A 13315-nucleotide genomic window follows, 5' to 3' on the forward strand; every position below is an offset into this window, starting at 1 on the left:
CTCCCAGTAGTTAAGTTTAGCGGTTGCCACCGAGGGCTTCGGAAAGCGTGGTGCGCTTGCCGAGTTTGATGTCGAGGCCGAGGGCCTGCATTTCCTTCACGAGGACGTTGAAGGATTCCGGCGTGCCGGCCTGCAGGGTGTTGTCGCCCTTGACGAGCGATTCGTAGATCTTGGTGCGGCCGTTAACGTCGTCGGACTTGACGGTGAGGATTTCCTGGAGCGTGTGCGCCGCGCCGTAGGCTTCGAGCGCCCACACTTCCATTTCGCCGAAGCGCTGGCCGCCGTATTGGGCTTTGCCGCCCAACGGCTGCTGCGTGACGAGCGAGTAAGGACCGACCGCGCGCGCGTGAATCTTGTGCGAGACAAGGTGGTTCAGCTTCATCATGTAGATGAAGCCCACGACGACTTGCTGATCGATCTTCTCACCGGTGCGACCGTCGAACAGCGTGGCCTTGCCGGCGGTGGTGACGGTGATGACGCCGCTCTGGTCCTTCTCGACGTCGTTCGCCTGCTTGAGGTATTCGCGGACTTTCTTTTCCGAGATACCGTCGAACACGGGCGTGGCGACCTTGAGTCCGAGCTTCGAGCAGGCCCAACCGAGGTGCGTCTCGAGAACCTGACCGACGTTCATGCGCGAAGGCACGCCGAGGGGGTTCAAGCAGATTTGCACCGGAGTGCCGTCCGGGAGGAACGGCATGTCTTCTTCGGGGACGATCTTCGCGACGACGCCCTTGTTGCCGTGGCGGCCGGCCATCTTGTCACCGACCTCGAGCTTTTGCTTCGTGGCGATGTAGACCTTGACCTGCTTGATGACGCCGGCGCCTTCCGCGTCGCCCTGTTCGATCGAGGCGATCTTGCGCTCACGGTCGCCCTCGAGCTCGTCGAACTTCGACTGGAACGAGCCGATGATCTCCATGATCTTGATGCGAACCGGAGACGGATCGATCTCGATGTGCTTCGCGACGGCCGCGAGCTTGCGGAGGAGGGTCTTCGTGATCTTGCGGTTGGCCGGGATGATGATTTCGCCGGTCTGGCCGTTGATGACGTCGAGCGGGATCTTTTCGCCGAGGAGGATGTTGGACAGCGCCTCGGTGAGCTGCTCGCGCAGCTTGTCCATCTGCGTCTTATAGTCTTCCTGGATCTGCTTCACCTGACGGCGGCGATCGGAAGGCGAGAGTTTCGAACCCTCGGCATCGAGGCGCGAAGTGTTGATCTTCACGTCCATGATGATGCCGTTCACGCCCGACGGGACGATGAGCGAGGTGTCCTTCACGTCCGCGGCCTTTTCACCGAAGATGGCGCGGAGGAGTTTCTCTTCCGGCGCGAGTTCGGTTTCGGACTTCGGCGTGATCTTGCCGACGAGGATGTCGCCCGGCTTGACCTCGGCACCGACGCGGATGACGCCGTTGTGATCAAGGTTCTTCAGGGCTTCTTCGCCGACGTTCGGGATGTCGCGGGTGATTTCCTCGGGCCCAAGCTTCGTGTCACGCGCGGTGACTTCGAATTCCTGGACGTGGATCGAGGTGAAGATGTCTTCCTTCAGCACCTTTTCGGAGATGAGGATGGCGTCTTCGAAGTTGTAGCCGTTCCACGGCATGAACGCGACGAGCACGTTGCGGCCGAGGGCGAGCTCGCCGTGATCGGTCGAGGGACCGTCGGCGATGCACTGGCCCTTCTTCACTTTCTGGCCCTTCTTGACGATGGGCTTCTGGGTGAAGCAGGTGCCGGCGTTCGAGCGCATGAATTTGCGCAGCTCGTAAACGTAGGTGCCGTTCTTCGGATCGGTCTTCGGGTTGCGCGGCAGTTCGCCGGACTCGGTGACGATGATCTGCTTCGCGTCGACGGAGGCGACGATGCCGTTGGCTTCCGCGACCACGACGGTCTTGGAGTCCGAGGCGAGGCGGCCTTCGAGACCGGTGCCGACGAACGGCGCTTCGGTCTGGAGCAGCGGCACACCTTGGCGTTGCATGTTCGAGCCCATCAACGCGCGGTTGGCGTCGTCGTGCTCGAGGAAGGGGATCAGACCGGCGGCGACGGAGACGACTTGCTTGGGCGAGACGTCCATCAGGTCGACTTCGTCCGCAGTGACTTCGAGGAACTCGCCGTCACGGCGCGCGGTGACCTTGCCGATGAAGTTACCCTTCTCGTCGACCTCGGCGTTGGCCTGGGCGATGACCTTGCCCTCTTCTTGGTCGGCGGTGAGGTAAACGACCTTGTCGGTGACGCGGCCCTTTTCCTTGTCGGCGACGCGATACGGGGCCTCGATGAAGCCGAACTCGTTCACGCGCGCGTAGGTCGAGAGCGAATTGATCAGACCGATGTTCGGACCTTCAGGCGTTTCGATCGGGCAGATGCGGCCGTAGTGCGACGGGTGAACGTCGCGGACTTCGAAGCCGGCGCGCTCACGGTTCAGACCGCCAGGCCCGAGCGCGGACAAGCGGCGCTTGTGCGTCAGCTCGGCGAGCGGGTTGATCTGATCCATAAACTGCGACAGCTGGCTGCGCGCGAAGAAATCGCGGATCACGGTCGTCAGCGCCTTCGGGTTGATCAGCTTCTGCGGCGTGATCGAGTCGACGGATTGGTCGTAGAGCGTCATGCGCTCGCGCACCAAACGCTCGGTGCGGCTGAGACCGACGCGGCACTGGTTGGCGAGGAGCTCACCGACGGTGCGCACGCGGCGGGAGCCGAGGTGGTCGATGTCGTCGACGACGCCGTCGTTCTTCTTGAGGCGGACGAGATACTTCGTGGCGGCGACGACGTCGGCGCTCTCGAGGATGCGGACCTCGAGGTCGACCTTCAGGTCGAGCTTCTGGTTGATCTTGTAGCGACCGACACGACCGAGGTCGTAGCGCTTGGGATCGAAGAAGAGGCGCTTGAGGAGGGCCTTGGCGTTCGCCGTGGTCGGCGGCTCGCCGGGGCGCAGCTTCTTGTAGATTTCCTTGAGCGCTTCCTCTTCGTTGCGGGTCGGGTCCTTCTTGAGCGCGCGGATGATCGCGCCTTCGTCGGCGGTGGTGTCGATGACGCGCATCGACTTGATGTCGTGCTTCTCGAAGGTGCGGACGATCTGCTTGGTGAGCGGCTCGAACGCGCGGGCGAGGACGACGCCCTTCTGGGCATCGATGACGTCTTCGACGAGGACGAGGGTCGACACGTTTTCCATGTCGAGCGCCTTGTTCACCTTCAGGTCCTGCACTTCGTAGAAGAGGTTCAGGATGTCGAGATCGTTGCTGTAGCCGATGGCGCGAAGCAGCGTCGTGATGAGGAATTTCCGGCGGCGGCGGCGGCGGTCGAGATAGACGTAGAGCAGGTCGTTATTGTCGAACTGCACTTCGAGCCAGGTGCCGCGGTCCGGGATGATGCGGAAGGAGTGGAGGAGCTTGCCGTTCGGGTGCGTGGCGACCTCGAAGCAGATGCCGGGCGAACGGTGGAGCTGAGAGACGACGACGCGCTCGGCGCCGTTGATGATGAACGAGCCGCGCTCGGTCACCATCGGGATGTCGCCCATGAAAATTTCCTCGTCCTTGATGAAGTCCTCTTCGCGGAGGCGGAGCTTCACGTAGAGCGGGACGGCGTAGGTGGTGCCTTCGCGGAGGCACTCGATCTCGGAGCTCTTGGGCTCGCCGATCGTGTAGGAGACGTATTCAAGCGTGAGGCGCTCGTCATACGAGGTGATCGGGAAGACCTCCTTGAAGACGGCCTCGAGGCCGACGGGCTTGCGCTGCTTCTCGGGCACCTCCTTTTGGAGATACTCGAGATAAGAGCTGATTTGCAGCTCGATGAGGTTCGGCGGCTGGATGACTTCGCGAAGTTTTCCGAAGTTGACGCGTTCGTGTTGAGTGCGGTCGGCCATGTTAGCTCCCGGTGGGTGGATTGAAGAAAAGGGCAGGACTCAGTTCGCGCCACTGAAGGCTGCGGAACCGGCAGTTGGGACGTGGGGATGCGAGGACCTCGTCACGTCAGGAAAGAACGGAGAAAATGCCGAAGCACAGGCCGCGACTTGCACGGCCTGTGCTCGGGAATTGGAACTGAATGCGTGGGTGCGAACCAAGTGGTTACTTGAGTTCGACCTTCGCGCCAGCGGCCTCGAGCTTCTTCTTGATCTCTTCGGCCTCGGCCTTGTTGACGCCTTCCTTGACCGGCTTCGGAGCGCCCTCGACGAGGTCCTTGGCCTCCTTGAGGCCGAGGCCCGTGATCGCACGGACTTCCTTAATGACGCCGATCTTGTTCGCGCCGGCCTCGGTGAGGACGACGTTGAACTCGGTCTTCTCTTCGGCGGCCGGGGCGGCGGCGCCACCGCCAGCGGCGGGAGCGGCAGCGACGGCAGCGGCGGCGGAAACGCCCCACTTGGCCTCGAGGTCTTTGACGAGCGCGGCGAGTTCGAGAATCGGCTGCGCGGACAGCCACTCGATGACTTGGTCTTTGGTGATGTTGCTCATGGTAATCTTCCTGGGAGTGCTAGCGGCGGCGGGAATGCCGTGCGTTTAAGAGACGTATCTCCTAGCTGAACTCCGTTGGGAGTTTTTGGATTCCGCGCGCACCGCCGAAGGAGTGGCGGCGCGACGCGAAAATGGGTTAGGCGGCGGGAGTCTCCTTCTTGACCTTCTCGTTGAGCACGCGAACGAACGCGGCGCCCTGCTGGGTGAACAGGCCGAGGAGCATCGAGCGCAGCGCCTCGAACGAGGGCAGCTCGGCGAGCTTCGACAGCTCGGCGGCGGTCATCATCTTCTTGTCGAGGATGCCGACCTTCACTTCGAGCTTTTGCTTTTCCTCGACGAACTTCTTGAGGACCTTCGCGACGCCGGCGGGATTCTTGCCGCCGACGACGACGGCCGTCTGGCCGGCGAGGGACTTGTCCACTTCGGGCAGGCCGAAGGCCTTGGCCGCGACGCGGAACGAGCTGTTCTTCACGACGTGGAACTCGGCCTTTTCCGGGGCGAGGCGCTTGCGCAGCTCGGCGGTGTCGGCGACGGTCAGTTTCGTGAAGTTGGTGAGGATGACGTAGTCAGACTTCTTCAGGTGCGTCGTGACCTCGTCGATGAGGAATTTCTTTTCGGCTCTCATGGTTACGATGCTCCTTAGAATTTGCTGAACTCGGTCGAGGCGATCTTCACGCCGGGCGACATCGAGGACGAGAGGGTGACGGACTTGATGTAGTGGCCCTTGAACGCGGCGGGCTTCGCCTTGCCGACGGCCTCGAGGACCGCGGCGACGTTCTCGGCGATCTGCGCCGGGGTGAACGAGCGCTTGCCGACGCCGACGCCGATGTTCGCGGTCTTGTCGACCTTGAACTCCACGCGGCCGGCCTTCACGGCCTTGATGCCCGCGGCGACATCGTCAGTGACGGTGCCGGACTTCGGGTTCGGCATGAGGCCCTTGGGACCGAGCACGCGAGCGAGCGTGCGGACCTGCTTCATGGCCTCGGTCGTCGCAATGGCGACGTCGAAGTCGAGCCAGCCGGAGCTGACCTTGGCCATCAGCTCGGCGAGGCCGGCGTGATCGGCACCGGCGGCGAGCGCCTTCTCGGCGTCGTCGGTGAAGACGATGACGCGGATCTTCTTGCCGGAACCGTTCGGGAGCGGCGTGGTGCCACGCACCATCTGGTCGCCTTGCGCCGGATCGACGCCGAGGCGGAAGGACAGCTCGATGGTCTCATCGAACTTGGTCTTCGGGAACTTCGAAAGAATCTCAACGGCTTCGTTGAGCGGATATTCCTTCGACAGGTCAGCGACCTTGATAGCGCTGTTGTATCGTTTGCTGTGTTTTTCCATTTGCGACTCCTTGCGGTGCGAACGCCTCGACGAATCGAAGCTCCCGCGGTGAGCGGTGGGTGGGTGAAACTTAGTCGGTGACTTCGATGCCCATGTTCTTCGCGGTGCCGGCGATCATGCGGATCGCGGCTTCCTCGGAGTTGGCATTGAGGTCGGCCTTCTTGATTTTGATGATCTCGAGGATCTGCTTCTTGGTGACCTTGCCAACCTTGTCCTGGTTGGGTTTGGCCGAGCCGGAAGCGACGCCCGCGGCCTTCTTGAGGAGGACAGAAGCCGGCGGCGACTTGCAGATGAACGTGAAGGACTTGTCCGAGAAGACGGTGATCACCACGGGGATGATCATGCCGTTCTGGTCCTTGGTCTTGGCGTTGAACTCTTTGCAGAACGCCATGATGTTGACGCCCTGGGCGCCGAGCGCGGGGCCGACCGGCGGGGCCGGGTTGGCAGCGCCAGCGGGGAGCTGGAGACGAACGTAGCCTTGAATCTTTTTGGCCATGTTAAGGGATGCTGAGTAGTGGCGGGTTTATGGTGGGCGGCGGATCAGCTTTCAGAGGCGCGCTGGACCTGCCAGTATTCGAGTTCGACGGGCGTAAACCGTCCGAAAATGGAAACGGAAATCTTGAGCTTGCCGCGGGCAGGGTCGATCTCGTCGACGCGGCCGTTGAGGTTGGCGAAGGCACCGTCGGTGATCTTCACTTCCTCGCCGACTTCGAAGGAGACCTTGGGGATTTCCTTGCCGGAGGCGGCCTCGACGCGGGCCTTGATCTCGTCGATTTCCGTCTGACGGAGCGGAGCGGGATGCTCGCCGCCGACGAAGCCGATGACGCCGGCCGCGTCTTTCACGAAGTAGAAGGGCTTGATGATGACCTTGCCCTCTTCGTAGAGCTTCATGTTCACGAAGACGTAGCCCGGATAGAGCTTGCGGGTCTTCGTGGATTTCTTGCCGCCCTTCACCTCGGAGACGACTTCCGTGGGCAGGAGAACCTCATGGACGAAGTCCTCGAGTTCTTCGGCCTTCTTGAACTTCTCGATGTAGGTTTTCACCTTCTGCTCCTGGCCGGAGAGAGTGTGAACCGCGAACCACTGGGCGGTGGGCGTTGAGGTCTGGGACATGGCGGGCGGCGCGGCGATCAGCTCACCCAGCGGGTGAACAGGTCGACGACTTGGTAAAGGGCGAAGTCGCTGATGCTGGTGAACAGACCGAGGAGCAGGCACGCGACGATGACGACGATCGTCGAGTCCTTGAGCTCTTCGCGAGTCGGCCAGCTGGCCTTTTGGAGTTCAGCGACGAGTTCGCTGAAGAAAATACGAGCGCTGCGGAACGGGTTGGCCATGTGAGTCGCTGAACGGTGCGGAAAGTGGCAGGCGCGGAGGGAATCGAACCCCCAACCAACGGTTTTGGAGACCGCTACTCTACCAATTGAGCTACACGCCTGTGGTTAATTTCTTTTAGACGACGCAGCCGGAGCCCCGCAAAGGAGCCCCGGCGCGTGAAGTCGGAATGATTGAAGCGATTATTCGACGATCTCGGTCACGCGACCGGCACCGATGGTGCGGCCACCTTCGCGGATCGCGAAGCGCTGGAACTTTTCCATCGCGATCGGAGCGATGAGCTCGATGTCGATCGTGATGTTGTCGCCCGGCATGACCATCTCGACGCCCTTCGGGAGGTGCGCGACGCCGGTCACGTCCGTCGTGCGGAAGTAGAACTGCGGGCGATAACCGTCGAAGAACGGCGTGTGGCGGCCACCTTCATCCTTCGAGAGGACGATGATTTCGGCCTTGGCCTTCTTGTGCGGGGTGACCGACTTCGGAGCAGCGATGACTTGACCGCGCTCGATGCCGTCCTTGTCGATACCGCGAAGGAGGATGCCGACGTTGTCGCCCGCCTGGCCCTGATCGAGGAGCTTGCGGAACATTTCGATGCCGGTGACGACCGTGGAAACGGTGTCACGCAGACCGACGATTTCAACGGTCTCGTTGAGCTTGACGATGCCACGCTCGATACGACCGGTGGCGACAGTGCCGCGGCCGGTGATCGAGAAGACGTCTTCCACGGACATGAGGAAGGGCTTGTCCACTTCGCGGACCGGCTCGGCGATCTCGCTGTCGATCGCATCCATCAGCTCGGCGAAGGCCTTTTCACCTTCCGGCGTGCCAGCGAGACCGGCGGTGGCGGATCCACGGACGATCTTGGTGTTCTTGCCGTCGAATTGATACTTGGTGAGGAGGTCGCGGATTTCCTCTTCGACGAGCTCGAGGAGGTCCGGGTCTTCGATGAGGTCGACCTTGTTCAGGAAGACGACAATCTTCGGCACGCCGACTTGGCGGGCAAGGAGGACGTGTTCCTTGGTCTGCGGCATCGGGCCGTCAGCGGCGCTGACGACGAGGATCGCGCCGTCCATCTGGGCGGCGCCGGTGATCATGTTCTTGACGAAGTCGGCGTGTCCCGGGCAATCGACGTGCGCGTAGTGGCGCTTGGCGGTCTCGTATTCCACGTGGGCCACGGAGATCGTGACGGTCTTGGTCGCGTCGCGGACGGTGCCGCCCTTCGCGATGTCGGAGTAAGCCTTGACCTCGGCCAGACCCTTGCGGGCCTGCACGGCCAGAATGGCGGCCGTCGTGGTCGTCTTGCCGTGGTCGATGTGGCCGATCGTGCCAACGTTGACGTGCGGCTTCTTGCGTTCGAATGTTCCTTTAGCCATGTGGAGGGATGTTTGGGTGGTTGAAGTTGTTGACCTTTATTAACGTCGGCAGTCGCCCGACGTGTGCCCTGGAGCCCAGAAACGGATTTGAACCGTCGACCTCCCCCTTACCAAGGGGGTGCTCTACCAACTGAGCTATCTGGGCGCACCAAAGCGGAGGCAAAAAACAAAGAGAACGGCTAGGGAATGATTCTCAAAATTGGCCGTCAACTAGAATCTTGCCCTTTAGCGGAAAATTCTACGGGCCGACGACGACGCGATACGCGCCGGGCGCCAATTTCTCGCCCAACCGGAAGCTCTTGGCAAGATAGTCCCGGAAGAAATTGTCGACCTCCTCCACGCCTGAGCCCGATACCAGAAGCGGGTCGCCCACCAGTCCTGCAGGGCTCAAATTTGCCAAGAATTCCATCGGGGCGAAATCCGACCGCGGGACCGGCGCAGCGTTTACAGTCGCCGCAAGTATAACACTCCCCTGCATCGACTTAATCTCGATGAACGCCGCCCTCGCCTCCACACGGTTAGTCGGCTGACTGATCTCCCCGAGCCCGGCAAAAGGGGCCTCATTCGCCCGCGCCATGACCTCCGCCAGTCCCTCCGGCGCGGAAACCACGTCGGTTCCGTAGGGCGGCAGAGTGGCCTGACCGATCCCTGGCTTCGGGGAAAAATCCCTAAACACCTGCCCCGGCTGCGCGATGAGCTTCGCCGGCAGCCCGCCCTGCCCCGCATTGCGCGGCGTCGGCAGGAACAGCGGCGTCGGGTCGAAAAACTCCGAACGCTCCTGCAAGACAAGATCGCTGGCCGCCCGGCCCGCTCCGGACAACCGCACGAACGGTTGTGCTGGCTTCGACGTCGGCTCGCCCGGCCTCACCATAGTGCGTTGCGACCAAATCGCCCACGCCGTCCCCGCCACCACGATCACCAGCGCCGCGCTCAGCACCCGACGCGCATTTGAAGTCGCGTTCATTTCAGCGCGTCGCCGGCACGAAACGCGACGCATCGCCCGCCGCCGGCTCCGCCGCCACGAGCACATTTGCGAAACCCGCCGCGCGCGCCAGGTCGCACAACGCCAGGAATCCCTGCATCGACACCTGCTTGTCCACGCGCACCAGCAGCGAGGCGCCCGGATGCTTCTTCGCGTAGGCTTCGAGCACCGTCCGGAAATTGCCGAACTCGTAGATGCCACCCTCGAACAGGATCGCCTCGTCGCGCCGGTAGCTCACCACCACCGACGCCGCGCCGACCGTCGCCGAGTTCATCTCCGGCAACTCCAGCGCCGGATCCTCCGTGCCCTGCCCCACTCCGACCGGCACGCCCGGCGCGAGCACGAATTGCGATCCCGCCAGCGAGAAAAACAACACCACCAGCGCCGCGTTCGCCCAGAAGAACACGTCGAAATCCCGCGGCGGCGGCCGCAATTTGGCAGCGAGCTCGAGCGGTTGCGTGATCATTTCTTTTCCGGTGCCGGCGCACCCTCGACCGCATCGGTCGCGCGATGTTCGCGCAGCAAATACCGCATCAGCTCGTTGCCCACCCACTCCATGTCGTGCACGAGCGCACGCACGCGTCCGCTGAGAAAATGCCGCCCGAGATGCACCGGGATCGCGATCGCCAGACCCGCCGCCGACGTCAGCAACGCCTCCATCATGCCGCCCGACAGCACCGACGGCGTCGCGTAGTTGCCGCCGTTCCGGAACAGCCAGAACGTCTTGATCATCCCGAGCAGCGTGCCGAGCAAACCGAGCAGCGGCGCCACCTGCGCGATCGCCGCCAGCGTGCCGATGCGCCGCTCGAGGATCGGGATTTCGGTCAAAGCTGCCTCCTGCACCGCAAAGCGCATCGCCTGCTCGTCATCGCCCGCATGCCGCAAACCCGCCTTCACCACCGCCGCGATCGGGCCCGGCGTTTCCTCGCACAACGTCAGCGCCTCCATCAGGCGGCCCTTTTGCAACAGATTCTTGATGCCGTTGAGAAATTCCGTGGAGCGGATCTGCCCGCGATGCAGGAACAACGCGCGCTCCAGGAAAATGACCAGCCCCGCGAGGCCGAGCAGGAGCAGCAGCCACATCACCGGGCCGCCTTGCGCAAAAATGCCGTAGCTGAATGCCGTCATGAAATTTCGCGCGCATCATGCGCCGCGCCTCCGCTCCGTCCATGCGAAACCTCGCTCATGGCTTCGTCGCCTCCGCCGGCGTGCGGAACCGCGCGAGCTTCGCCGCCGCCTGCGCCGCGCCGCCCAGTTTGTTGTCCAGGATCAGCTGATAGGCGCGCTGCGCCTCGTCGAGCTTGCCCGCATCCTCGAGCAGCTGCCCGAGCTCGAGCAATGTCTTCGCCATCCACCAGCGACCATTCGCGCCGAGCTTCGCCGCCTGCGCCGCATCGAGCAGGAACGCGTCCACCACGCCCCAGAGCACGACTTGCGCTTCCGGCACCCGGGCGCGACGCGACAGCGCGAAACCCCACTTGTAACCCGCCTCGACGCGCAGATCCGCCGACGCCGTCGGCAGGTCCCGCAACCGTTCATACAGCGCCGCCGCGCTCTCGTAGTTCGTGACGTTGTTGGCACCCTGCGCAAACAGACTGTCCGCCAGCGCCAGCTGCGCCAGCAACACATCCGGATGCTGCCCGCGATTGTTGATCAAGTCCTCGTAAACCAGCCGCGCCGAGCCGAAGTCGTTCAATTTCCGCAGCAGGTCGCCCTGCTTCAGCCGCGCGTAGAAAACCAGTTCGCTGTTCTTGTAGTCGTTCGCCAGCCGCTCCATCAGCTGATGCGATTCGCGCAGATTGCGATCGAGCCCCTGCTGCTCCGCATAGAGACCCGCCTCATAGAGCGCGAACGGCGCGAACTCGCTCGTCTTGTTCGCGTCCACCATGTCGACCAGCGTCTTCTGTGCGCGCGCCAGCTCGCCGCGCCGGGCCTGCCGCGACGCCTGCACGATATAGGAATAGAGCGCCGCCTTCGAATCGCGGAAGTCCGCGCGCAACTTGTCCAACAACGCCGCACCCTCCGTATCGCGCCCGAGATCGAGCAGCGCCTGTGCCTTCAGCAACAGCGCGGTGCTCGTCACCTCGTTCTTCAACGTCGCCTCGAGCTGCGCGGCCGCCACGGCCGCGATCAACTCGTCGACTTGCGTCGCCGCCGCCTGCGGCGCGCCGTTGTCGTAGGAAAGTTTCGCCCGCAACCACAGCAGCCGCACGCGCAGTTCGCCAGGCACGTTCGCCGTGCCGCCCGCGAGCAATTTCTCCACTCGCGCCTGCGCCGGCGCATTTTGCCCGCGCGCCTGCATCTCGCGGATGAGATTCCACTCGGCCTGCCAGCGATTCTCGACGTCGAAGTTCGGATTGCCCGCCATCTCGTCGAGCAGCACCGCCGCCGCCTCGAGCCGCTCCGCACGAATATCCGAGAGCACGCGCTGAAAAATCAGCACGCCCGTCGGCACCACCTGCGGCGCCGCGTGCACATCGCGCAACATCGCCTCGTAGGCATCGGCCGCGTTCTTGTAGTCGCCGGCCCGGAAATACGCCTCGGCCACCAGCACGCCGAGCTCCGACTTCTCGCGCCCCTCCGGCACGAGCGCGCGCAACTGCGAGGCGAGATCCGCCGCCGCGCGATACAGCCGCAAATCCCACGCCACCGACAGCCGCACACCGAGCGCCGCCGGCTTCAGCGGCGACCCCGGGAAAAACTCGAGCAACAGCCGCGCATCCTCTTCCGCCGCGTTGTATTGCCGGTCCTGCAACGCCAGCTGCGCCCGCACCAGCCGCAGATCCTCGATGATCGGGTGCAACGTCGGCGCCGCGATCAACTCGCTCAGCATCCGCCGCAACTCCTCGCGATCCGCCGGCGTGCGCGAACCGCGCGCGAGCAGATACAGCGCCGTGCGCTGCGTCTCGGGCTTCACTGCGCCGCGCACGAGCTGCGCCAGCGCGCGACGCCCCTCCGGCGTGCTCTCCCCCGCGATCAAACCGAGCATCAGGCGGAATTGATCCGCCGTCTCGCGCTCGCTCGCCGGCAGCACCGACAGCGCGCGTTGCAACGCCGCCTTAGCCTCCGCGTCACGGTTCAGCGCGTGCAGCGCCGTCGCGTAGGTCCGCACATACACGTAGCCCTGCCGCGTCCCCTGCAGTTGCTCCACATTGTTGCGCATCCCCGCGAGCCGCGCCTCGTCGGGCGGCGCGACCCGCAGCTGCGCCTGCGCCTGTCCGAGCGTGAACCGCGCCCGTTGCTGCTCCGACACCGCCGCCTGGATCGCCTGGTCGTAGAGCGAATTCGCACGCGAGATGTCGTTGTCGAGATCCGCGATCTGCGCCTGCAGGAACAACCACCACCCGCGCTCCGCCGCCGTGAGGTGATCCGCATTCACTTCCTTCAATTCGTTCCGCGCCGCATCCCGCCGCCGCGCGTGCGCCGCGAGCAGGCCGGCACGCAGGCGATACGCGCTGTCGCTCGGACCGCCGTAACTTTTCAGCTCCGCCTCCGCCGCCGTGAGATCGCCGCTGTCCAGCAACGCCGTCACGAGCGCGAGCGTGATCCGCGGCCGCGCGTCGCCCGCCAGCGCCGGATCGCGCAGGATGTCCCGGTAAATCTGCGCGGCGGTCGCAGGGAAACCCGCCTGCAACGCCCGATTCGCGCGCCCTTCCGCCACGATCCATTCGCCCGGCGCCGTGGCGGCATTCGTGCGCTCCGCCGCGAGCGGACTCGGAGCCGCCATCTGCGCACGCATCCCGCCCGTCAGCAGCACCAGCATCGCAGCGACACGCACAATTTTTCTCATGGGCGGAGCATCGTGCGTTTGGTGCCGGGCACTGGCAAGCCTCCGTCCGCGGCCTATTCGGCCCGTCCCC

General features: G+C 63.8%; 12 protein-coding genes and 2 tRNA genes. All 14 read right to left on the reverse strand.

Annotation, left to right across the window (positions count from 1 at the left end):
* Positions 1–16: 16 nt before the first annotated feature.
* Positions 17–3850: a DNA-directed RNA polymerase subunit beta gene (gene rpoB / locus KF715_17180; protein ID MBX3738433.1), complete on the reverse strand. Its 3834-nt coding sequence runs from the start codon at positions 3848–3850 to the stop codon at positions 17–19.
* A 202-nt stretch (positions 3851–4052) separates the two neighbouring features.
* Positions 4053–4436 carry a 50S ribosomal protein L7/L12 gene (gene rplL / locus KF715_17185; GenBank protein ID MBX3738434.1) on the reverse strand — a complete coding sequence of 128 codons (384 nt, stop codon included), beginning with the start codon at positions 4434–4436 and terminating at the stop codon, positions 4053–4055.
* 136 nt (positions 4437–4572) lie between these two features.
* Positions 4573–5061 (reverse strand): 50S ribosomal protein L10, encoded by a 489-nt coding sequence (gene rplJ, locus KF715_17190; GenBank protein ID MBX3738435.1) that lies wholly within the window; start codon positions 5059–5061, stop codon positions 4573–4575.
* 14 nt (positions 5062–5075) lie between these two features.
* Entirely contained in the window at positions 5076–5768 is a 693-nt protein-coding gene (rplA, locus tag KF715_17195) for a 50S ribosomal protein L1 (protein MBX3738436.1), read from the reverse strand.
* Positions 5769–5838: 70 nt separating this feature from the next.
* Positions 5839–6264 (reverse strand): 50S ribosomal protein L11, encoded by a 426-nt coding sequence (rplK, locus tag KF715_17200; protein MBX3738437.1) that lies wholly within the window; start codon positions 6262–6264, stop codon positions 5839–5841.
* 44 nt (positions 6265–6308) lie between these two features.
* Entirely contained in the window at positions 6309–6881 is a 573-nt protein-coding gene (gene nusG, locus KF715_17205) for a transcription termination/antitermination factor NusG (protein ID MBX3738438.1), read from the reverse strand.
* 17 nt (positions 6882–6898) lie between these two features.
* Positions 6899–7102 carry a preprotein translocase subunit SecE gene (gene secE / locus KF715_17210; GenBank protein ID MBX3738439.1) on the reverse strand — a complete coding sequence of 68 codons (204 nt, stop codon included), beginning with the start codon at positions 7100–7102 and terminating at the stop codon, positions 6899–6901.
* A 25-nt stretch (positions 7103–7127) separates the two neighbouring features.
* Positions 7128–7203: transfer RNA gene (locus KF715_17215), tRNA-Trp, on the reverse strand.
* A gap of 79 nt (positions 7204–7282) precedes the next feature.
* The gene (tuf, locus tag KF715_17220) at positions 7283–8473 is read right to left on the reverse strand and encodes an elongation factor Tu (protein ID MBX3738440.1); all 1191 of its coding nucleotides are present in this window, start codon (positions 8471–8473) and stop codon (positions 7283–7285) included.
* Between the two features lie 69 nt (positions 8474–8542).
* Positions 8543–8618 (reverse strand) — tRNA-Thr (locus KF715_17225).
* 93 nt (positions 8619–8711) lie between these two features.
* Positions 8712–9437: a hypothetical protein gene (locus tag KF715_17230; GenBank protein MBX3738441.1), complete on the reverse strand. Its 726-nt coding sequence runs from the start codon at positions 9435–9437 to the stop codon at positions 8712–8714.
* A 1-nt stretch (position 9438) separates the two neighbouring features.
* Entirely contained in the window at positions 9439–9921 is a 483-nt protein-coding gene (locus KF715_17235) for a hypothetical protein (protein MBX3738442.1), read from the reverse strand.
* Positions 9918–10583 (reverse strand): MotA/TolQ/ExbB proton channel family protein, encoded by a 666-nt coding sequence (locus KF715_17240; GenBank protein MBX3738443.1) that lies wholly within the window; start codon positions 10581–10583, stop codon positions 9918–9920. The genes KF715_17235 and KF715_17240 overlap by 4 nt, the downstream gene beginning before the upstream one ends.
* A 55-nt stretch (positions 10584–10638) precedes the next feature.
* Positions 10639–13245, reverse strand: a complete 2607-nt coding sequence (locus tag KF715_17245; protein ID MBX3738444.1) for a hypothetical protein — start codon at positions 13243–13245, stop codon at positions 10639–10641.
* Positions 13246–13315 lie beyond the last annotated feature (70 nt).

It is taken from the genome of Candidatus Didemnitutus sp., from assembly GCA_019634575.1.
In the GTDB taxonomy this organism is placed as follows: domain Bacteria; phylum Verrucomicrobiota; class Verrucomicrobiia; order Opitutales; family Opitutaceae; genus Didemnitutus.